The sequence below is a fragment of the Cupriavidus sp. FW216-B1 genome, from assembly GCF_058789195.1.
In genome coordinates this window covers 771,149-792,486 of the sequence record NZ_JBYTEL010000001.1, presented here as the reverse complement: position 1 = coordinate 792,486, position 21,338 = coordinate 771,149, and the positions used below count along the sequence as shown (strand labels likewise).

Annotated in this window: 20 protein-coding genes and 1 pseudogene; 8 read left to right on the top strand and 13 right to left on the bottom strand. The window is 59.3% G+C overall.

From position 1 onward, the window contains the following. Positions 1-1,377: 1,377 nt before the first annotated feature. Positions 1,378-5,376 (bottom strand): PIN domain-containing protein, encoded by a 3,999-nt coding sequence (locus AC3WXD_RS03385; protein ID WP_043355224.1) that lies wholly within the window; start codon positions 5,374-5,376, stop codon positions 1,378-1,380. A gap of 116 nt (positions 5,377-5,492) precedes the next feature. Then, positions 5,493-6,428 (bottom strand): LysR substrate-binding domain-containing protein, encoded by a 936-nt coding sequence (locus tag AC3WXD_RS03380; protein WP_052495059.1) that lies wholly within the window; start codon positions 6,426-6,428, stop codon positions 5,493-5,495. 410 nt (positions 6,429-6,838) lie between these two features. On the opposite strand from AC3WXD_RS03380, the pseudogene AC3WXD_RS03375 reads away from it, so the two are divergent. After that, positions 6,839-7,465: pseudogene (locus tag AC3WXD_RS03375) on the top strand (aspartate/glutamate racemase family protein); the annotation flags it as partial. 63 nt (positions 7,466-7,528) lie between these two features. Next, positions 7,529-8,368, top strand: a complete 840-nt coding sequence (locus tag AC3WXD_RS03370; protein WP_052495066.1) for a D-alanyl-D-alanine carboxypeptidase family protein — start codon at positions 7,529-7,531, stop codon at positions 8,366-8,368. A 261-nt stretch (positions 8,369-8,629) separates the two neighbouring features. Here AC3WXD_RS03370 and AC3WXD_RS03365 read toward each other — a convergent pair whose 3' ends face one another. Beyond that, positions 8,630-9,010, bottom strand: coding sequence for a winged helix-turn-helix transcriptional regulator (locus tag AC3WXD_RS03365; protein WP_043355288.1), 381 nt, complete (start codon positions 9,008-9,010; stop codon positions 8,630-8,632). A gap of 93 nt (positions 9,011-9,103) precedes the next feature. Here AC3WXD_RS03365 and AC3WXD_RS03360 point away from each other — a divergent pair, with 93 nt between their 5' ends. From AC3WXD_RS03360 to AC3WXD_RS03350, 3 genes are all read left to right on the top strand, one after another. Then, positions 9,104-9,508, top strand: coding sequence for a DoxX family protein (locus tag AC3WXD_RS03360; protein WP_043355290.1), 405 nt, complete (start codon positions 9,104-9,106; stop codon positions 9,506-9,508). 12 nt (positions 9,509-9,520) lie between these two features. Further along, positions 9,521-10,252 carry an SDR family NAD(P)-dependent oxidoreductase gene (locus AC3WXD_RS03355; RefSeq protein ID WP_043355291.1) on the top strand — a complete coding sequence of 244 codons (732 nt, stop codon included), beginning with the start codon at positions 9,521-9,523 and terminating at the stop codon, positions 10,250-10,252. A 98-nt stretch (positions 10,253-10,350) separates the two neighbouring features. Beyond that, a complete protein-coding gene (locus AC3WXD_RS03350; RefSeq protein WP_043355292.1) occupies positions 10,351-10,989 on the top strand; it encodes an NAD(P)-dependent oxidoreductase in 639 nt (212 codons plus the stop codon). 258 nt (positions 10,990-11,247) lie between these two features. Here the strand turns inward: AC3WXD_RS03350 and AC3WXD_RS03345 are convergent, their stop codons facing one another. Genes AC3WXD_RS03345 through AC3WXD_RS03330 form a run of 4 tightly spaced genes read right to left on the bottom strand, consistent with a single transcriptional unit; the run spans position 11,248 to position 13,551 of the window. Further along, complete coding sequence (locus tag AC3WXD_RS03345; protein WP_066735637.1) at positions 11,248-11,979, bottom strand: hypothetical protein; 732 nt, start codon at positions 11,977-11,979, stop codon at positions 11,248-11,250. A 47-nt stretch (positions 11,980-12,026) separates the two neighbouring features. After that, the gene (locus AC3WXD_RS03340) at positions 12,027-12,662 is read right to left on the bottom strand and encodes a hypothetical protein (protein ID WP_043355296.1); all 636 of its coding nucleotides are present in this window, start codon (positions 12,660-12,662) and stop codon (positions 12,027-12,029) included. A 29-nt stretch (positions 12,663-12,691) separates the two neighbouring features. After that, positions 12,692-13,015: a hypothetical protein gene (locus AC3WXD_RS03335; protein WP_066735635.1), complete on the bottom strand. Its 324-nt coding sequence runs from the start codon at positions 13,013-13,015 to the stop codon at positions 12,692-12,694. Between the two features lie 5 nt (positions 13,016-13,020). Then, the gene (locus AC3WXD_RS03330) at positions 13,021-13,551 is read right to left on the bottom strand and encodes an HAD domain-containing protein (protein WP_043355300.1); all 531 of its coding nucleotides are present in this window, start codon (positions 13,549-13,551) and stop codon (positions 13,021-13,023) included. Positions 13,552-13,881: 330 nt separating this feature from the next. Between AC3WXD_RS03330 and AC3WXD_RS03325 the strand changes: the two genes are divergently transcribed. Beyond that, entirely contained in the window at positions 13,882-14,145 is a 264-nt protein-coding gene (locus tag AC3WXD_RS03325) for a helix-turn-helix domain-containing protein (protein ID WP_043355301.1), read from the top strand. Between the two features lie 25 nt (positions 14,146-14,170). Here the strand turns inward: AC3WXD_RS03325 and AC3WXD_RS03320 are convergent, their stop codons facing one another. Beyond that, positions 14,171-14,311 carry an H-NS family nucleoid-associated regulatory protein gene (locus AC3WXD_RS03320; protein ID WP_370459387.1) on the bottom strand — a complete coding sequence of 47 codons (141 nt, stop codon included), beginning with the start codon at positions 14,309-14,311 and terminating at the stop codon, positions 14,171-14,173. 120 nt (positions 14,312-14,431) lie between these two features. Further along, a complete protein-coding gene (locus AC3WXD_RS03315; protein WP_043358190.1) occupies positions 14,432-15,463 on the bottom strand; it encodes a DNA-binding protein in 1,032 nt (343 codons plus the stop codon). 526 nt (positions 15,464-15,989) lie between these two features. Between AC3WXD_RS03315 and AC3WXD_RS03310 the strand changes: the two genes are divergently transcribed. After that, a complete protein-coding gene (locus tag AC3WXD_RS03310; RefSeq protein WP_043355303.1) occupies positions 15,990-17,216 on the top strand; it encodes a tyrosine-type recombinase/integrase in 1,227 nt (408 codons plus the stop codon). A gap of 88 nt (positions 17,217-17,304) precedes the next feature. Here the strand turns inward: AC3WXD_RS03310 and AC3WXD_RS03305 are convergent, their stop codons facing one another. The 3 genes from AC3WXD_RS03305 to AC3WXD_RS03295 all read right to left on the bottom strand — a co-directional run bounded on the left by AC3WXD_RS03305 (position 17,305) and on the right by AC3WXD_RS03295 (position 19,488). Further along, on the bottom strand, positions 17,305-17,640 hold the full coding sequence (locus tag AC3WXD_RS03305) for a helix-turn-helix domain-containing protein (protein WP_043355318.1): 336 nt from the start codon (positions 17,638-17,640) through the stop codon (positions 17,305-17,307). A 461-nt stretch (positions 17,641-18,101) separates the two neighbouring features. Beyond that, positions 18,102-18,509 (bottom strand): DUF4345 domain-containing protein, encoded by a 408-nt coding sequence (locus AC3WXD_RS03300; RefSeq protein WP_043355321.1) that lies wholly within the window; start codon positions 18,507-18,509, stop codon positions 18,102-18,104. 10 nt (positions 18,510-18,519) lie between these two features. Then, complete coding sequence (locus tag AC3WXD_RS03295; RefSeq protein ID WP_492323018.1) at positions 18,520-19,488, bottom strand: sterol desaturase family protein; 969 nt, start codon at positions 19,486-19,488, stop codon at positions 18,520-18,522. A 58-nt stretch (positions 19,489-19,546) separates the two neighbouring features. On the opposite strand from AC3WXD_RS03295, the gene AC3WXD_RS03290 reads away from it, so the two are divergent. After that, on the top strand, positions 19,547-20,599 hold the full coding sequence (locus tag AC3WXD_RS03290; protein WP_492323017.1) for an AraC family transcriptional regulator: 1,053 nt from the start codon (positions 19,547-19,549) through the stop codon (positions 20,597-20,599). 230 nt (positions 20,600-20,829) lie between these two features. On the opposite strand, the gene AC3WXD_RS03285 is transcribed toward AC3WXD_RS03290, so the two are convergent. Beyond that, the gene (locus AC3WXD_RS03285; RefSeq protein WP_052495067.1) at positions 20,830-21,168 is read right to left on the bottom strand and encodes an EthD domain-containing protein; all 339 of its coding nucleotides are present in this window, start codon (positions 21,166-21,168) and stop codon (positions 20,830-20,832) included. Positions 21,169-21,338: the final 170 nt, after the last annotated feature.

Below are 21,338 nucleotides of genomic sequence, written 5' to 3'. Positions count from 1 at the left end.
CGTCGTACTGCCGGAGATTGGCGGCCGTTCGAGGGAGCTTTGTCGGACGCGAGCTGCTCATTCGCATTTCGCGTCTTGGAAAGTTTATTTTCGTTTCTGGTCGATTTCCGGCACATCCAATATAACCTCTTCCGCGAGCGACGAATCCGTCGGAAGAAAAGTGCCATGGGATCCACAAAGCCCTCGAGATCCCTGCCCCTTTTGTCGTTTGTTCGATTACTCCGAGAGCTCGAGTTAGAGTGCGAGAAGTTTCCAGTCGGACATCCAGCGCATGACGAGGCCGAGCGGATGCTCTTCGTAATTCGGTTCATGGGAAACACTGGCATCCGCGGGGAGGAGTTGGCCTGTATCCGCCTGTCCGATTTGTTTTGCTACAAGTCACCAAGCTCCGGAGATGAAACGTGGTCGCTTTCTTTAAGGAACGCGAGCGGGCAGCAGGCAAGGAAGATTGTCCTGAATCCTTCGGCCAAGTATGCCATTTACAGATACTTGGCGGCACGTGGTATCCACATTCCTCCTCCTCCGTCAGCAACGCCCTTGGTATCCCGGCTCCACGGAGACGAGCAAGCTGTTCCTTTAGGCCGGGACTCAATCTATGGAATAGTAAAAAACGCCGTGAACCTCGTTGCCGACAGGATCGAACACAAAAATCCGGATGAAGCTGCCCGTTTTAGGAAGGCAACTCCCCATTGGTTGAGGGTCACGTATCGTCGAATGAACGTAGATTCTCGGCAAAATGTCTACGCAATCCCAAGGATGAGTGCTTAGCTTACGGCATATCGGCACCGCTGCACCCGCCCAGGGCACCACCATTCGGCATATGGATACGCGAATAGTCTCGGCATCGTTGTCACTGGCTGGGTTACCGGCTATACGAGCCTGTGGAGTGTTGTGCCGCCGCCAACTAGCGCTGAATCTGAAAATCCTCTAACTGCTATTTCTCGTTCACACATCGCGCCACGCTCGAGTGCTCAGGTTCGCCTTCAGCGCAATTCTGAGCCATAGAGACGAACAAAAGCCCGCTTGCGCGGGCTTTTGGCGGCCACCAATGAGACATTGGGGTGGCCTCGTAGGCTAGGCCTGCTTCCATTATGCCATCGCGAAGCAGGGCTTCATCTATCTCGCAGACGGGGGCAGATTCCAACTGCCGCCGATAGCCTGAAGATGGGCCGCACTGCCAAGGCAGCCAATTGCCTGGCGGTCACGGCAAAGCGTCGGTGGACGCGAGCAGAACGCTTATGATTGACTACTAGCCACGCATTGCTGCCACGATATCAGCGGATTGCCAAATGCACGTGCGTCATTCATGCGCAACGTATAGGTGATGCGACGAAAGCTGGCCTGCCCTGCCCTACGCGTTGACCCGTCGCCGTCCTATTAGCTTGCCGTTGCCGGTGACACCGTGACGTTTGTGAGCGCTTTCGCATTTGGCTGATGAACGACGAAGCCGGTTCTGCAATAGAGCGCTCCGATCGCGGGCGGCTCTATCGCGCCGCCCTCCCCGGCCAATGCAATTCCCGTTTCTAAGCCATGCTCCAGCACGTTGAGAAATTCAGCCTTGTCTTCCCTGGGAATCTCTCGTGTAGCGGGATACGGCGAGGTATAAGCAAACAACATGTCCGCTACTTGCCGCAACCATCGGGCAAAGCCCTCGCGCATTCCTGTGACGTTATCCTTTCTGCGAAACAAGCCATTGGCGATAAATTTCACGAACTCTACAACTGCGCCGTACTGCATGGACACGTTTGGCATTCCTTGAATCAGGTCGCGCGCTAGGCCGATCGCGTACCGGCGATTGAGCGCGGTTGCGAGGTGGGTGGCAACAAATTCAAGCGTCCGCGCCGCCATCTGCGGCTGCTGGAGTCCCCAAAAGACGTCATCTGCATGAAGGGCGAAAACGGTGCGATTGTGCAGCGCCGAGTTGAGGGCGAACTCTGCGTGATCACCACGTGAGATCTTGCCGTCCTGCAAGCCCTTCATCGCCACGAGATAGGGGAACACACCCTTGATACCAAACACTCCATAGACCCAGTTCCTAAGGCGTTCATCCACCGAGAACAAGGCTGCCCCCTTTTCGAGGCACAACGCGAGCGCGTCATAGGTATCTGTATCGAGAAGATCCTTTAGAAGGATGAGTTCGTGAGGCATTTGCTCCGGCCCATACACCGGGCAAACTTCGCAGTGTTCGTCCATTAGCCTCAATGCTTCGGTATATTGGCTTGCCTTCCACTTGCGAGCCTCTTCCGTGATAGGCAAGAATGCGAACTGCCCATCTATATCGGCCGCATGTCCCTCTGCGCGAGAATCCAACGCCTCGACTTCCGCTTGTTTGAATCGATCGTAGGTCCCCCGGCAAACATACACCCGTGGCAACACTGAGAGAAGATCACCCTGTCCAAAGCGGACAAGTTCAGCCAGCGTGAGCGCGTCCATCACAACGGGGAACGATTGGTCGAGCAACAATGCACTTGCGGCCTCAAGCTCTGGCGCTGTGGTGACACCACTTGCGAGCGGAGGGTTGCGCTGGTCCCAACTGAAGACCATTTGCATGCCGTCGGCGCCGAGCATTTGCGCACACAAGCCAAGCGGAAGCTTGCTCTCGGCGTATTGCTCCATTACCGATTTGCTACGTTGCGTTTGCGCCTTGAGTCGGTCATGGATGGGCGAGACATCCAGGTTCCCATCCTCTTTCTCGGTCAGGCTGAAGAGCTGCAGACCAGGCGCGGGTTCTAGCGATTTCGACAAGAGTTCGTGCGCGTACTCGCCCAGTCCTTGATGAGCATCACTGATCTCACGAATCGTGAAATTGCGAACATCGAACGTTCCCTCGATGTCAACGGTGTCGCCGCATGCCAGTCCTAGCATCGTTTTCGCCAGCGGGCTGTCCGCAGCAAGGAATCTCGCAGATTTCGGCAGATCCGTCATGCCTGCAGGATCGATCACGATTTTTACGATGCTCCTGTCCGCGCCCTCAAGCGTCACCATGGAGCCAGGCCTCACCTCCGGAAAGTGTGTTCTACCGTGTCTGGCTCGGTGACCGATCAAAACTCCCATTAGATAGGAGGAGGCGGCACTGACGTCGTCCATGTTCGAGCGGAACATGCGATAAAGCCGCGCGTACCCGACCTCTGGCTTGCCATACTGCAACTCTGCCGCCGCCAAGTGCGCGATCTGCTTCAGGGTCCCCGTAAGACGCTCGGGCGCCTCGCTGAAGGCGTTTCGGATTTGTGCGGGTGGTCTGGTATGAAGAACAACTTGGTACCAAAAGACCCATGCTTCCGCCCGCTCTGGATGGGCCTCGCGATGCAGTCTCGCAAGCAGTTCGAGCTGGCTCCAGTCATTGGCTTCTTGTGCGACGCCCATCGCTAGGCGGCGGAAGGCGTCATCTGAAAGCCATTCGGGTGGCACTTTTTCCAGGAGGTCTTTTGACTTTCGCCGGTACCCACCAAACAATAGGGCACGCAGTCGTCGCGTCTGAATTGGTAGGCTGCGGCCGCTGGGGTCCACCGACTCCAAGAGGCCGACGGCGTCGGAGAACTGATCGGCGCGAATCAAAATATCCGCGACGATCAGACGCTCGCGCGAACTCGAATGGGTGGAGACTCGCTTCTTTATGACCTCGACAAACCGGAGCGCTTCGCTGTCACGGCCGGCATTGAGCATCAGCCCCGCAAAGGCGCTGAGTGTAATCAGATCAAGGCCATCAGCGGGCGTCTCACTGACTTCCTTGACCACCTTTTCGGATTGGCCGGAGTTGCACGCGCACACCATTTCAAGCAGCTTGACAACCGGTTTCTCGTCCGGCGCATGCTCGCGCAATGCGTGAGTGATGCGAGCAAATGCCTCGGACTCGCCTCGGTTTGCGGCCGTTTCGGCCGCAAGGAGCAATCCGTCTTCGTCCAGCGCATTGAGGTGGGCTATGGAAAATTTAACAAGATCCTCGTGCCGGCGGAGGAAGAGCAAGGATCCGATGTGTAGGGCGGCCACGTTATCGGCATACTCAGGAATTTCCGTTTCGATTCGCTCGCATATGGCGAGCGCCACGCCAGGCTTGCCGGTTAGCATGTGGGCAAGCGCCACGTGCGAGGCAGCTTCGGCCCTGTGCTGGCTATTTTCGATCCGCCATAGTTCTGTTGCCGCAGGCTCGAACGCGGCGATTACCTCATCGAGACCCTCACGCAAATCTTCGGCGTAGGCGTCGAAGTCCGCGGAAATCCCGTCCTTTCCTGCGACGCTAACGATGATGCCTGCGGCCCCTTTGCGGGTGAAAAGGCCTGCATCCTTTGCGCGTAAAGCTCGCCGTGCGTAGGTTACCGCCAAGTCGCTCTGTTGCCGATAAAAGGCGTAGGCCATCATTTGCAGCGCATCTGCTTCTTCTCTGAAGCGCGCCGGCAATTCGGCTTCCGTCAAGTCCTCGTTCTCGCAGATTCGAGCATTGGTAGCCGCTAGCCAAACATGGAGCGAAAGCGGGAATAGGCCTAGCAGGCGTGCCCCTTCAGCGTTGGCAAGCTTGAGGTCTCCCTGGATGATATGCGCTCGGATTTTGTTAGCGGCGATGCGCTCGTCATCCCAAAACAGGTCATAGGCACGTAGAAACCACTCAGCAGCGACCTCCTCACGATTCTGTTGCCAGTGTGCAATGCCATTCTGAAGAGTCCAGCGCGCCTTCTGATGTCTGTCGAAGCTCGCGATCTCGGTTTCGAGAGTGGCAAGCAACTCCTGCGCAGCCTGAAATTTCAGGCCGCGCAGCAGGTCGTTCACCTTGTCAAGCTGCCTCGTCACAAGCCCATTCGGTGAATCTGTCCGACCTGTAGGCAACATCTGCAATAGTGCCGCCTTGAATGTTGCTTCCATCGTCGCAGGCATGGCAGCGATCTGCGCCCCAGTCCTTTCTCCCTGCTCACGTAGCACCGCAATGGCACCGCCCGCGCTGTTTGGGGAGTATTTCGGATGCAATGCGTCGTATCGTTGGATGTGGTTGCATATCTCGGTCCACGATTCCACTTCGACCAAGAATTGGCCATTGGCCTGCCGAAGGTCGCTGACTTCCTGTGCGTGCTTGACGAGCGCCGTGTCGCTTGCAGCTGTCGTGGCAATTATGAGGCGGACAATCTTCCAACCCGCCGCGTCGGCCGCGGCAACCTCATCATCAATTGTCTTGGTGGTCACCCCGCCATCGACATACCGCTTGCACTGGATGCCAATTCGACCGGCTCTTGATGTAACGAAAATGTCTACACCGCCCTGCTTCTGCCCTGATCTGCCGTTCCTCTTTGGAGTCGGATCGTCGAACACGACACCGTAGACATCCGTGCACATGTTTTCGAAGCTGTCAGCATTCGTTGGCTTTGAGATCTCGATCTCGAACGCGCGCATTCTGTAGGCCTTTCTAGTTCTGTGTCGACGGATGACCCTTGCAACCATTCCGCGGTCATTGCTTCCCCGCATTCTGCCAACAGGTCCCAGCGACTCCCCTTCCCTTCGCCGCTTGTTCAGACTGGAGCATCATCTTCGACGTGTTCACACGATGAAGTATTGTCCAATGACTGCCACAGGTCTTGCAGCGTAGGGTTGGCGTTGGCAATCGCCCGGTAGCACCTGATTTCCAATTGAGCAGTCCAGGTGTCGTGGCCCGCCTGGACGAGGCGTCCCGCTGCGATCTCCTCCGCAACCGCGCTTACCGGTAACCACGCAACGCCGTATCGCTCGACCACCATCTTCATCAGCAACATCGCCATGTCCGCCTCGTAGCAGCTACGCAGATGGTACGGTGCGTCGGCGCTGTTCAAGATCATATCGACAACGCGTCCCATGAATGTCGTGGCCGTGTACGCGAGGTACGGGAGCGGAGCGTCGGTCGTGCCCGGCAGCGAAAAGATCGGTTTGCCGCGGTCGTCTGGCGCAGATACAGGGATGAAATCCTCATGGCCTAACGTGATGCCGGCGAACTTGTCGCGGTCGAGCAGGATCGGCACGAGTGGATGGTGATAGCCGATCATCAAGTCGCAACTGCCTTCAGCCAATGCGACGACGGCATCGTGAACGTTCGCTGCGACGACTCGCGCATTGAAATCACCGGTTTGTTGGTGGAACTGCTTCAACCACCTTGGCAAGAACGTCAACGAGAGCGTATGGCCGGCGGCGATCTGGATGGAACGGCCTGGCATCTTTGCCTCCTGGCGCAGTTCCGAACGCAGTTCCGTAATGGCACCGACGGATTCTTTGCTTTGCTCGCAGAACCTGCGGCCAGCAGGCGTCAATTCGACCGGGTAGGTGCCTCGGTCTACCAATTCGACGCCAACCCAATCTTCCAGCGACTTTACGCGTCGAGAAAGTGCTGATTGCGTAACAAATCGGAGCTCTGAGGCCCGGGAGAAGCTGTGCGTCTGTTCGATCGCCAAAAGATCTTCGATCCACTTCAGTTGCATTTGGCACCTCTTTGCCGCTGAGGGTCACACGTACCCAAGTGGGCAGCCGAACGCCCACGTAAACCCCATGTATGGACCGAAAACGCAAGAAATAAGCGAATCCTGATCATCAAAGTACAGCATAAAGTGCGCTATGTGGCGCTCCAAGCAAAACTATTCTGGTATGGAATAGTTTCAATTTACATCCTCATAAAGTGGATTCCATTGCGCTCCTAGAATCCGGTTGGCAAACAAGGCGCACTGATGAGGAATGCGATGGCTATTCAACAAGATTTCAAGGGAACGCGGCGCGAGCATGACTTGCTTGGCTACCGCGAGGTGCCGGCAGACGCGTACTACGGCATTCATACGCTGAGGGCACTGGAGAACTTCCCGATCACTGGCGACCCAATCTCGCGTCCAAGGACCAGGATCACATTAAGATGGTCGTGGAGCAGAATCCGCAAATCCCGGATCGCACGGCAAATCTGCTGCGCCACGAAGCGGACCCGACAGTTGCACTCTACGCAACCTGCAAACGTCTGGAATCTGAGGGGGCAAACGCCATTGCGATCCCCTGCAATACCGCCCATGCGTATGTTGAGCGGATTCAGCCGCATCTCTCGATTCCGATCGTCAACATGCTGACGGAAACCATCGGACACATCGTCGGCAAGTATGGAAAGGGAACGAAAGTTGGACTTCTTGCGACGTCGGGCACGGTGGAGAGTCGGGTATATCACGATGCTGCCGCAGGGCAGCTAGAACTGATCACACCGTCGCCCGACTTCCAGGCGATGGTGATGGAGGCAATCTATGGCCCGACAGGCGTGAAGGCTGGCTACACGCAGGGGCACTGTGCAGCGTCGCTTCGGGCAGCCATCGAGCACCTCCAAAATAAGGGTGCGCAAGTCCAGATCCTCGGCTGCACCGAACTCCCGCTCGTTTTCTCGCAGACCGACAGCTTCCCGGTCGGAAGCGCGAGCGTCGCACTAGTGGACCCAACTGATGTCCTTGCAAAACGGTGCGTCCAGCTAGCGTCCTCCGCCCAGGCGTAGTCACCTACACAATGCTCTCCTCGAGGCGGCCTCACGCCTCGGCCCACGCACGACAGTTCATTGATGCCTTTTTTGCGCTTCACTCGTTTTCTTGCCGCCTCGGCATTTGCTTTCGGCGCCCTCCCCCTCCCCGCAACGGCCGCGCAGGCTCCACAGATTGCAGCACGCTCTTACATTTTGCTCGACAGCGGCTCGCATCGCGTCATGCTCGAGAAGAATGCTGACGAGCGTCTACAGCCCGCGTCGCTAACTAAAATGATGACAGCCTACGTCGTGCTTGACGCCCTGAAGGCGAGCACGATCAAGTGGGAACAGTTGGTGCGTGTGGAGGCCAGCGACCTTGCTCATGTGGGCGGCGACGAGGCAACCATGCGCCTCCAGGCCGGCCAGATCATCAGCATTCAGGACCTACTGACGGGTCTCATTGTTGTCTCAGCAAACGATGCGGCAATGGTCCTGGCCCGTACGGTCGCCGGGTCGGAGGACGCATTTCTAGGGAAAATGAACGATTACGCCAATCGTCTAGGGCTGAGTGCCAGTCACTTCGCCACCCCTTCCGGCATTACCACGCCAAACCACTACTCGACTGCCCGAGACATTGCCCACCTGTCGGTGCGCTTGACGGAGGATTTTCCGGTCTACCTGGCCTTCTCCGCTCAGCGGGATTTCAGCTATGGCAGCTTCACCAGACACAACAAGAATCGGCTGCTGGACGATCCAACTATCGATGGCCTGAAGACGGGCCATACTGCCAAGGCAGGCTATTGCCTGGCGGTCACGGCAAAGCGCTCGGTGGCCAAGGGCAAAGCGATGCGACGTGTTTTCGCTGTGGTTCTCGGCGCACCCTCCAACGATGGGCGCTTCGTCGCGGGCAGGCAACTGATCGATTACGGCTTTCATTGAGCCCGCTGCGGCTCTGAGCCGCTCGTCGCTGGGGATGGTCAACGGCAAGCAGCGGTATAGCCCTCTGACTGCATGTTGTGCCGGCGTATGGGGGCGCGCAATGCGAAGCACGAGAACTCCAGGTCGCCGTTGACGGGAGTTTGTGTAATTCCTGGCACGTTAAGACTCTCCCTCACTAGCGGGTTGACGATGCTCACCCCTGCGCTTGGCGAGCGTGATGCGAACCGGTGCCGGGGCAAACGCAGTCTCATGCCGGATGCGCTAACTCCCCTTTGCCCTGCGCCCGCGCGACGTCGGCTTCGCCGGCACACTTCTCCCATACTCATTCCACCACGCTGTCAGCGCCTCCATCGTGGCCCCCAAGCCGCGCGCCTTTGCCGTGATCTCGTACTCGACGCGCGGCGGCACCTCAGCAAACACCGTGCGCGATATTAGGCCATCCGCCTCCAATTCACGAAGCTGTGCCGTCAACATGTGCTGAGTGATCCCCGGTATGGCCTTGCGCAGTTCCCCAAAGCGATAGATCCGCTGGTTGAGCAGCCACATGATTTCCAGCTTCCACTTTCCCGACAGTAGCGCAAATGCCCGGCGCATTTCCTCGTGCATGTTGATCTCATCGCCGCCATTAGTCTTCTTTTCCATACTAACCACCAGTTTTTCATCCTACTTGCTGACTTTTAGCTTAGACGACATTCTGTTGCGTGTCGATGCAATCCCCCAGCTTTAGGAAACCTCATGACTCAAAGTTACGTGTACTGGATCAGCACGGCGCTGCTCTCCTTGCTCTATCTCGCTTCCGCGACGATGTATTTAGCCAAACGGGCTTGGGTTGTCCAGGCACTTACAGACCTTGGCTATCCCGGCTATCTCGTACCGTTTCTCACTGCGGTAAAGCTCCTGGGCGTGGCCGCCATTTTGGCGCGCGTCAGCGCGCCGCTAAGCGACCTGGCCTACGCCGGCATGTTTTATCACCTGCTGCTGTCTGGTTTGGCTCACCTTGGCGTCCGTGAACTGAGAGGTGCGCTGCCTGCGGTAGTCGGCGTTGTGCTGCTCGTTTCGTCGTTCGCAACACAGAACATCGCTCGCGAGACCCCGTCCCCCTACGCTCCATTTGCGGAGCGCCAAACATCCCTCAACTAACGGAGATCAACCATGGCTCGACTCAACGGAAAAGTCGCGATCATCACTGGTGCCAGCCGCGGCATCGCAAAACTGTTTGCCGCAGAAGGCGCCAAAGTGGCCGTTCTTTCGCGCACCCTGGCCAATGTGGATGCGGTCGTTGCCGACATTCGCGCTGATGGCGGAACGGCAATCGGCGCGCTTTGCGACATCGCCAATGCCGGCGAGATTAAGGCAGCGGTGGATAAAGTCGTCGCTACCTATGGCGGGATCGACATCCTCGTCAACAATGCCTTCGACTCATCCGCGCCGTTCTCTTCCATTACCGATCTGTCGACGGAACAGTTGCAGCGCAATTTCGAGATGGGACCGATTGCGTATCTGCGGACGATGCAGGCGGCGTACCCCTACCTCAAGGCGAGCGGTGAAGGACGTGTCATCAACTTCGGCTCAATGGCTGGTGTCCTGGGCTTGGTGGGATATGGTCCGTACAACATGGCCAAAGAGGCAGTGCGCGCTCTCACCCGCACCGCTGCCCGTGAGTGGGGCCCCGACAAGATCACGGTGAATAATGTACTGCCGGTGGCCGAGACATGGGGTCCGGAAACCAACGTCCCTCCGCCGACCAACCCGCTCGGCCGCTATGGTTCGCCGGAAGACGATATTGCGCCTGTCGTCCTGTTCTTGGCGAGTAAGGATGCCCAGTTTTTGACCGGATACAGCCTTACCCCCGACGGCGGCTCGATCATCGACAGCGCTCGATAGCTCGGAGCAACTGTCCGTGGTTCGAACACGTATGCAATGCTATCAAATTTGATCGGGCCACTAGCACCTGAGGCTGTGAAGCGGCAATTGAGAGAGAGATGAAAGTTACCCTTTTCGGAGCGACCGGGAAAACCGGGCCATCCCTTGTAAACGAGGGCCTGCAGCGCGGCTTCGAACTCACCGTCTTTGCACGTTCCAGCAGTAAGTTTGAGAACGCCAATGTGCAGATTGTCCGAGGCGAGTTTACCGATATTGACTTGTTGCGAGACGCAATCCGTGGATCAGATGCGGTGCTTTCGGCGCTGGGCCCTGCCAGGCAGCCACACCCGAAAGGTATGCCAATCACTACGGCGACCCGGGCAATCATCTCAGCGATGGAACGCGAGCAGGTGAAGCGGTTCATCGCGGTCTCGACCGGGACAGCCGCTGATCCTGGCGATGATTTCGACCTCAAGATCTGGCTGCCTGCCGCAATCATCAAGTTCGCGATGCCAAGTGCTTACGAAGATATGATCGGACTTGCAAGAGCGATCCGTATCTCGTCGCTTGATTGGACAATGGTTCGAGCGGCTGTATTGAAGAATCGCCACGCCGCGGAGCAACTCAACGTCGGCTTGTATGGTCACGCCAAGCATTCGCTGACGGTCGCCCGTGAAGACTTGGCCAAATTCATGTTTGATCAAATTGCGAACCACGATTTCGTTCGCCGGGCTCCCGGAATCAGCACCCGACAATGACTTCGGGGAGGAGACCGCTAAGCGCTTAACTGCCCGGCCCAGTGTTCATGAACGCTGATTTTCCGTCCTGCTTACAAAGCGGTAAAACACATCGATTTCCGGGACTGTTGGGAGTTGCACCGCCTTTCAGTCACGAACTGGACTCTCGGCGCATGAATGATGAGCGACCAAGAGTGTCGTACGGGACGGCGGCATTTGACGTCGGTGAAGGGCGCCTCCTACGGCCGTTCTCGTCAGTCCACAGCGCTGCCTCGAACTCTAATGGATGGCCTCGGCACGCAGCAGCTTCCACGTGCCAATTTGGTGGTCGAATACGGCCCCATCGGGAGCCACCGCAGATCGCACATCCCAAAATTGATACCGGTCTGCCTTCCCGCCGATGGCGATAGTTTGTCCGCGGGCAATGCTCGCGCCCTTCACCAACAAATGCCGGGTAATGATTCCGACAACATTCGCACAGTTTGGGATTTCGGCCGGGGCACTGACTTCCTTCATCCCAAAATTATGCATACCGCAACTATAGGCACCGCTGCCGGCCCCATCGACCGTCACGACAAACGCCCGAAGAATCCCATCGACGCCCTCGCTCGCGAAGTCCAGCCATTTTTGCGGCGTATGGGCAATGCCGACGTGCTCGACGAGCACACCCAGCGCCCCAGCTTGAACCACAGCGCTTGCCGCAGCCATCAGATGCATCATCCGATGCAAACTGCCCCCCGCGCCCTTGATAATGACGCACGACGCGTGCTGCCTCACTGCACGCATCTCGCTGGTGTCGTGCCAGTGCAGACCAAAACACCAAAAATCCAGCACGGTATTCCTACGACGTCCTTTCCGAAACTCGATGAGGACGCTCTCCCCCGTGTGCAAATCCGTGAGCATGCCGTCAACAAGACGATACTTTGGCGCTTGAGAACTTAGCGCGGATAGAAATTCGGCACGGGAGACCCACGCGCCCGGAAGGGAAAGAACAACGAGAGAGTTTTGCATCGGACGGCTACATGAAAGTTGTCGAAGCGGCGGCGGAGCGATGCTCGTCACATACCAACTTCGATTTGATCTAATCGACAAAGCAAGGCGTCGGTTAGCCAGGACAGGAAAGCGCACCATCCGCCGTGTGAGAGACCCTGGCCGTCAGGCGTATCGATCAGCCACCCCGACGACTGGCCCGGCGCGCAATCGAGTTGCCACCGTAGCCATCGACGGAGAGGCACCGTGAACTCCGACGGCACGTCGTCAAGGCGGATGTATTCTTCGGGTTCAGATTTGATGGTTTGCAGTCCGCCCGGCAACCAATTCGCCAATGCGCAGTGTCGTTGCGCTGGTGTCGACGTTCGTTCCTCCCTCGGAGGATCTTCGTAACCTACGGTCACCGCCGTCACGCAATCTTCGCAACTGAGCGCACCATCATTCTTTGCGCGTTGGATGTTGCGCAGAATCTCCTGCGTGCGAAGAAACTGGCGCTCGGAAATCTCCCGGGTCGCCCGGAGCCGGCGATTCGCCCGGTACAACGTTTCCAGCGGGTAGCGTTGGGCGAGTTGGACCACATCAAACAGGGTCGGACGCGCGAGGATGATAGGGATTTCCGCCGGGGTGCCGCGCAGTTTGGGGTTGGACCATAGGTGTGCACCCGCGCGAAACGCCAGGTCTCGGAATACAAATTTTTCAGCCATGGTACCCCTCCCAGCAACTCGAAACCGTCTTAGATCGACTCGCGCGATAGCACGGTGCCCTGCGGCACGTCCTCCGAACGATGCATCGTGCGCTTAACCGGTGCCACGACGCTAAGCGCCATGCCGACCAATTGCATTGGGCGAACGAGGTCCCGTTCCACATTGTCTAGCGATGCGATGGTCCGGAACGTTGTGCGCGGCCCCGGGCCCCGCGCATCGAACTCGTCCATGACGATTCGGTAGGCACCGGTCACCAGCGAATCGCCCGCGATGTTCTCGATCTCAAGCTGCCCAAGTGTTCGGCGGCAGTCTTCCTGTCCGTCTGGAATGAGTTCCACGGTCACGCGTAGCATGGTGTTCACTTCCCGCTGAGCGTGCTTGCGGCCATCCCCTGCAGTCGCTGGGTCAGGTCGCACCGTGTCGACGCGCTCGCAAGCCCCAGCGCCCCATCCGTCTCGACCAAGTGGTCGCGCAGCGCGACGGGCCAGCCCTCGCTGTCGTCGTCGATGGCCAGCCAATGTTCGGCCCGCAGCCCAGATCGCGCAACGTATCGCGCGATCTGGGCATACCGCGTGAGTTCGCTGAACCAGCTCGCGTCGATGCGGTGCGCACCCTCATGGTGTCGCGCCATGGCCGAATGCCAAGTAGCGCCGATCACGCGCGCCTGCAACGCAGCGGGCAGATAGGCTTGGGTTCGGCTGAAGCTCTTGAGCACGCGCACCCACGACGTGGAGAGAACAATCTGGACCTGGGGATAGGGGGCGAGAGCTTCCACGAGAATCGGCGCCCACATGAACAGCGAGCCTGCCGCACGCAATTGAGGCCGGCCATTGACCAGATAGGCCGCATCGGGGTGCAGAACACCGTCGTAGTCCAGAAACAAAATCATCGTGCATCGTGTCGTTGCGCTGACGCAGGGCAATGCGTAGCCGCTCGTGCCTGCCGCCCCAGATCCGCCGTTCGGCGGCAGGCCCTCTCGGTGCTATGCGCGCGGGGCGGCGATCGGTGTGCGCAGCAGTGTGACGCCGCGCGAAGCCCTTGGTTAAGGGCCGCTGCAAAGGCGGCATTGTGTCTCAACGACTACAGAATGAGAAGACCTTGACGCAAGAATATGTTCGGAAAGCCTTGTCTTTCATGGAAACGGCGAGCTTATATAGCAGGAAAATATTGTGACTCAACGACCACTGACAGATAAGGGAACGGTCCGCAATATGGACGCATGTCCCGTGTCCATCAGCCCTCCGCTCGTGAATTGCTCGCCCTGAATATTCGGCGACTGCGCGCGGCCTATGCATGGACGCAGGAAGATCTGGCCTGGCAAGCGGACATGGACCGTTCGTTTCTGGCACACGTCGAAAGGGCGGCCCGCAATTTGTCGATCGACGTCATTGAACGGCTGGCGCTCGCCCTGGAAGTCCCGGTCGCGGAACTGTTTCGCGTGCCAGACGTGACGCCCCCGCGCAAGCGCGCCCCGCGTCATTGAGCCAGGGGCGTTTGGCGCAGATTCCTCAGTCGATCTGAAAGAATTCCGGCTGCTGTCCGGCGTTGATGGCCCGCTGAAACCAGTCGGGACGCTCCCCTCGCCCATCCCAGGTTTGCCCCTCGGCATTTTGCGGTAGCGTGGCCGTGCCGCTGTGGGCGCGAAACAGCCGGCCGCCAATAAATCGGCCAGTGTCAGGCCCGATTGCGCCATCTTGATACGCACCCAGCGAATGGCGTCGGCGCGGGCAATCTCATGGGGCGCGTGCATGGGCGGTGGCTCGAAGCGGTTAGGCGGCGGCCTTGCGCCGTGCCCCGGATCGCACCTTGGCGCCGTCGCGCCAATTGCCCAGCAACTCGCGCGACAGGTCCCGTTCAGTCTCGGCACGCTCGGCCCGCCGGGTCATTTCTGCCAAGGCCTCCTGGGCGGCACCCAGTTGTTGCTGTCCGCTCTCCTGCGCGTCCTGCAGCGCCGCGCAACGTACCTGCGCCGCCTGCGCCTGGGCTTGCCAACTACCCAGCGCTTCGGCCGCGGCCACCGCTTCCTGCCGCTGCATGTCGCGCAAGCGATCCACCTCCACCCGCGCCGCATCGAGTCCCCGGTCACTCTGGCGCCGCGCCGTGCGTTCCTGGTCCAATTCCAGTTGGGCACGCCGCACGGCAGCGTCCCCGCGCGCCTCCATCGCTTCGAGTTGCTCGCGCATGCGCTCCAGCTCCGCCAGGAAATCACTGCGCGCGGCGCCCGCCTGCTCGCGCGCCGCCAGCAGTTCGCTCTGCAAGGCCTCCCGGTGCGTCGATGCGGCTGCTTCGGCGCCGCGCGCCTGCGCCACCTGCTCCTGCAACTGGCGGCATTCAGCCCGCAACGCCTCGCGCTCGCGCTCGAGCGCGGTGAGCGCGGCTTGAGCGTCGGCGAAAGCCATCTGCGCGGCATCCCGCTCGGCCGCGACGACTTGCTCCTGCGCCTCTATGTCTTGGCGCGTCGCGGCGAGTTCGGCCAAGACGGCTTCGCCGGCGGCGCGCCAGATGGTCTGGACGGCGTCGGCAGCCACCTGCTTCAGGCTGTCGGGGAGATCGGGATGGTCAATCGTGACCCGCGAACGGGCGCGCAGGTCTTGCCAGAACTGCTGCAGCGCCTGGGCCGGCGTGCCCATGCTGCCCTTGCGCACCAGTTGATAGAGCTTGTTGGTGGTGGGCGTGATGCCGTAGCGAAAGAACAGCAGCCCGCACACCTCGCGGTAGAGCGTGCGCGTGTCGGCGTGAAGGTGCCGCAACTGCTCGACCTCGGCTTCGAGGCGAAGGGGATCTACAGCGTCTGGCGTCATGGTCGAGCACCTTTTTGGACATTCAGAGTTAAATATTACTACGTAATACGTAGTGGATAACAAGATTCGTGTAAAAGTTTAGACATAAGTACGCTTATGTCTATAATATTGGCTCGAATCGCCTCCCCACGCTGCCCCTGTCGGTATGCATAAATTTGTGCCCTCTTTTTGCAGAATTTTGTTCCCGACCCCCATGGGCACGCCTGGCTGGCGCGCTGGAGCGCACGCACCGGCGGCAGGCGCGGCGTGACTCGGCTAGCTTGCGTGGCACGCCTGACGGCGAACGTCATCGCTTTGCGCAGCTGAATCCCGTCCATCGGATCGCCCCGCGCCGTCGGCGGGGTGAAGGCTGACGACGGACCGATGCGTTGGGGGAAGGTACAAAATTGCTTCAAGTGTCGGCTGGGGGAACAATTTCTTGCAGCGTTTCTCGACGCAATATTGTTACCATCGCCCTGCAATCGGCTTGCTGGCGTGCGACCAGCGGGAACAAATTTGTGCAAACCGACGCTTAGGCCGATACACCATGGAACTGCTCCCGATTAAACCTTTGGATGGCCTGGCCGCCCCGCTTCCCACCCCGCTGGAGCGCCTGCGCCTGACCCCGGCGCTGTCCGGCGCGGCCGGCAGCAACCGCGCGCCCGCCAGCGCCACGCGGATCGCCGCGGCCGACGACCTGGCCGCCGTCACCGCCTGGCTCGCGCGCTATGCCGACAGCACCGCGACGCTCACCACTTATCGCCGCGAGGTGGAGCGGCTGATCCTGTGGACCGTGCTCCAGGTGGGCAAGCCCTTGTCCTCGCTGACGCACGAAGACCTGCTCGCCTACGAGCGCTTCCTCGCCGATCCGCAACCCGCCGCGCGCTGGGTGCTGGCCGGCAGCAAGAAGCTTGCACGCGGCCACCCCGACTGGCGCCCGTTTGCCGGGCCGCTGTCGCCGTCCAGCGTGCGCCACGCGATGGTGATCCTGAACGCGCTGTTCGCCTGGCTGACCGAGGCGGGCTACCTGGCCGGCAACCCGCTTGCCCTCGCCCGCCGCCGGCGCGCCCCCACCCGAGCGCGCATCACCCGCTATCTGAGCCACGACCTGTGGGAAACGGTCAAAGACACCGTCGCGGCCATGCCGACCGAGACCGCGCGGGAACGCCGGCACGCCGCGCGCTGCCGGTGGGTGCTGACCGTGCTCTATCTGGGCGGCCTGCGCGCCTCCGAGCTGACGGCGACCCCCATGGGCGCGTTCTTCTGCCGGCGCGATGGCCAGGGCATCGAGCGCTGGTGGCTCGAGGTGACCGGCAAAGGCAACAAGACCCGGCTGGTGCCGGCGACCGACGAACTGATTGCCGAACTCGCGCGCTACCGTCGCGCCCACGACCTGCCGCCTACCCCGCAGTTCGGGGAGACGCGGCCACTGGTGCTGCCGGTGATTGGCAGAGAGGGTGGCGAGAAACCCCTGTCACGCGGCGCGCTGCACCTGATCCTGAAAGAGGTGTTTGGCATGGCCGCGGAGCGCCTGCGGGCGCGCGGGCCCGAGTGGGGGGCGCAGGCCGCGGTGCTGGCCAGCGCCTCGGCCCACTGGCTGCGCCACACCGCCGGCTCGCATATGACCGACCAGCAGGTCGACCTGCGTTATGTGCGCGACAACTTTGGGCACAGCTCGCTGTCGACGACGAGCGGCTATCTGCACAGCGAAGAGGATGCGCGGCACGAGGCCACGCAGGAGCGGCACCGCATCGGATGGATCAGGAAAGCATAAGGCGCGTCAGCACACCAAGCGAAGTGCATTTCCGCACCGATCTGGGATCGCATCAGAGATTGATGCCCAGCCTGATCGCAGGCCTCTACTACTCTTCCAGCCAGGCGTGCTGTCGCCTGGCCGCGTCCTCGCCGATCTTGGCCGTATGGGCCGCTGCCTGTTCAAGCCAAGGCGCATGCGCCCTGGGAACGACCAGCATCGCCAAACCCAGTCCGTCCAACGCACGCAGGGCGTGCTCGAGATTGACGCCCTTGCCGTTCTCGAGCTTGGACAGCATGCCGACCGAGACCCCGCAATGTCTTGCCGCCTGGTCAATGGGCATCCTTTTCCCTGCCCGCGTTGCTCGAATGCGGTCGCCCAGTTGGTGAATGGTGCGAATCGTCGCACGCGACGGTGGCTTCGGATCAGGTAGTGGTCGTGGCATGGAGGTCGTTCTTGCAAAAGGAACACCAGCGTGGAGAGCGGTTTTCTGTGTTGTTTCACTATCGTGAAATTATACTCTCACAATGGCGGCCGGATGCCGGCAAAGATCTGCGCCTGCTAATAAGCACTTCGCAGAGGGTGGCAATTGCAGACACGGCATCGAAAGACCCCAGAAGAGACCGAACACTACGGTCCTGGACGCAACCTCCGTAGTCTCTACTGGGGCCAGGCCCCAACACCTTGACTGCTCTCGGGAGAGCTAGCGTTCTCTTCGCTGCGTCGGACCCGTCGCGATGAAAGGATGCTTAGAAAGCGGTGAAGCCCGTCAACGCGGATATCTCGCGCGTTGTCCGCAAGACCGGTATCAGGACAGGTGGAGGTTGATCGGTGCGAGTTTAACTTGATAGGACTGGGTGAACGATGACCTCATGTCCACGCGTCGCGGGCGCTCAAAGTGAGCGCTCATCTCATGGAAGAGCGCGCATCATGTTTGTTGAGGAAGCACAACAGCGCTAGGCCGGTGAATGCCGCTGCTGCTTCGATTCCAAGCAACATTCGAACGAGATCATTTGGCCACCCGTCAGCGGAAATGCTGACCAGCCGCCCGAGCACCAGGCCGCTGGTGAACACGACGTTGATCCACATCGAGGGCTTTCGCCACGCCTTCGAGAGTAGACCCAGGGCCAGCAACAGACTGATACCGAGATGCATGCCACCGTAGTTGGCACGGATCTCATTGAAGGCATTCACCGAATGGGGTTGCATATCGAGGCCCGCCATTGCCGTAGCGGGGTCGTGAAACGTATGCAAGCCAATTAGCAGGAAAGCCAGTGCCGAAACGGCCAGGTATATTTGAGAGAGGCGATGCATGAGTTGGCTCTCAGGTAGCGGACGTTGACGGAGTGGGTGTCGACTCACTGCCGGTCGGCTCGTTCCTGTCCACCGTCCATGTGTGGATGGGTTCATGACCACGGCGCACCCATTCCGGCGGCCGCCACAGGTGTTGCAGTCGCTGCCACACGGGCCCCGGTGACATCACGTCACGCCACATGTCGACAAACTCGTGGAGATTCAGCACCAGGATATTGTAGGACTTAATCTGTTGGGTGATGCCGTATTGCACCGTCTCCCGTTCTTCTTCGAAAGTGCCAAACATGCGATCGAAAATGATCAACATGCCACCGTAGTTCTTGTCGATATATTGGTCGTTTCGGCCATGATGGGCACGGTGATGGGACGGTGTATTGAAGATGTACTCAATCCAGCCAGGAAGGCGGCGGATCAGTTCGGTATGAATGAAATACTGATAGGACAGATTCACGGCCAGGATGAGTGCGACTGCGGCCGGCGGCACACCGAGGAGCACGGGAGGAAGGAAAAAGATGAAACTCCCAGCGACCACATTGAGCATCGATTGTCGTGCCGCCGTAGTGAAGTTCATGTTCTCGCCGGTATGATGAACGACGTGCGCCGCCCAAAACCAGCGGATTCGATGGCTGGCGCGATGAAACCAGTAGTAGCAGAACTCGACCGACAGAATGATTGGGAGAATGGTCCAACCGTCCACCGGGATATCAAACAAACGTTTTGAATATACCCACGCATAGATGGATCCTGTCACAAGAGCCACTCCCAGGGGCTCCATGATCTGGTAAGTGGTGCCCAATGCGATGTTCGCCCACACCTCTTTCCAGTTCAGTGTCGATTCGGCTCTACGCCTTCGATTGATCAGGGTCTCGAGACTGAATGCAATGATGAAGAGAGGAACCATGCTGAGCATGAACGCCTGCTTCCAATCCACGGACTTCCCAAATATGGAATGCAGCCAGTTCATCATATCGGACGGCAATTTAGACTCCTGTTCGCTTGGCTTGCCGACAGTTTGATCAAACTGGTGACCCTCCGCATTGACAGTCCTCGACACTTTCTTGACACTTCGCGACATTGTTCATTGTCATCCCATGTCCGCGCCCACCGCTTACTACGCCAGCACCTACGTGAACCTGCTTTTCGACTACTTGCAGGACCAAGGGCTGGATGCCGTGCATGTGCTGGGGGAATCCAGCCCTAATTGCCAGGAAGTGCGACTCTACGCGCTCGATCACTGGCGGCGTTTGCTTGAGCGTGCCGCCGAGGTTTGCAATGATCCGCTCCTCGGATTGCACGTTGGCCAGCGCATTGCGCCTGCGCATCTCGGCGTGCTTGGATACGCACTTGGGGCTTGCTCTGACGTCGGGGCTGTCTTGCAACGCTGGCAACAGTACGACCGTGTGGTTGCAAACGTTACGCCGGCGGAGCTAAGAACCGAAGGTAAGTCCGTCGTGATGACGTGGCCCCGTTCGACGGAACCAACGGGGCCGCTCGTTGACGAAACGGCCTTGGCTGCGATGACCCGTTTCACGCGAGCCATGACAGATGGTGATGTGAGGCTGGAGGAGGTGTGCTTTGTTAACGCAACACCTCAAGACACCACCCCTTATCTTGCATACTTCGGCTGCCCGGTGAAGTTCGACCAACCGGAGACGAGTCTGCGCTTCCCCGTCGACCTTTTGCAGGCGCCTCTGCGTCAACCTGATGAAGCGCTACTGCGAATCATGGAGCTTCAGGTACAGGCTCTGCTGGGTGCCATGCCGAAGATGGATGACATGGAACATGCCATCAGGCAAGCGGTAGCCGGGCTCGCGCGTCAAGGCGAAGTGAGCCTTGAAACAGTGGCTTCCTCCATGCACATGACCCCCCGCACGTTGCAGCGGCGACTCGACAAACTGGGTCTGAAATTTCGCGAGCTACGTGACGACACGAGACGCCGGATTGCAGAGAATTACCTAAAAGATCCACGGCTTTCGCTCGCTGAGGTGGCCTGGATACTTGGGTACTCGGAGCACAGTGCATTTACTCGCGCATTCCGGAGATGGACATCGCAGAGCCCGCAAGCCTGGCGCCGCGAAATGGATGCGTGATCCGCTACGGGCAACAGCGCAGTCGCCCATGTGATTGCAGCGCTGAAGGTTTTAGGCTGGCCTCCTCGGCCCAAGTCCCAAGCTCTCGCACCGGGTTGCATGGCCTTCCATCGCCGCTACGGCGGAGTAAGCGACCCGCCCTGGCCCGTCGCCTCACGTGGCGGAGAAGCTGTTGAGCTTCTACCCGACTCATCTTTGAGACGACGGGAAAGCAGGTACTTCCATGCCGTCTACTTACTGCGAATCACCTCGGTGATTGGCTCGAAATAGCAACCATATTTGACATCGCCCACCGTGTCACTCATTTGCATCTCCGCTGTGTTGACGCGAGCCTGGATCCCATCTGTGACGACCTGCGGGTCAGCGGCCTCGCAGTTATAGAGTGCCAGGTACTGCCACGGATGAGGCCCCGCTTTTCGCTGCTGCTCCGTGCGACTGAAGCGCTGTGCGCTCACCACGCCCGGTACGCGCAACACGTCTGGAAGGTGCTGCTCGGTATACCAGCGATTGAACTCTTCTTCACGCCCCGGAACCGCGTTCGTGAGTACCAGATAGGTGAACTTGACCATTCTTATCTCCTTAAGGTTATTGAAGTACAGGGAATGTCCAGCGGCCGATGCCCTGTGACGCGCCCGTGATGGGTATGTGTTGACTGGCGAGTCCCTTGTTCACGTGGTCCTCTTTGCTGGAACCCGCGCTTTGGCATTCCGGCGGTTTCGGCGCTTGAGAGAAAGGGTGT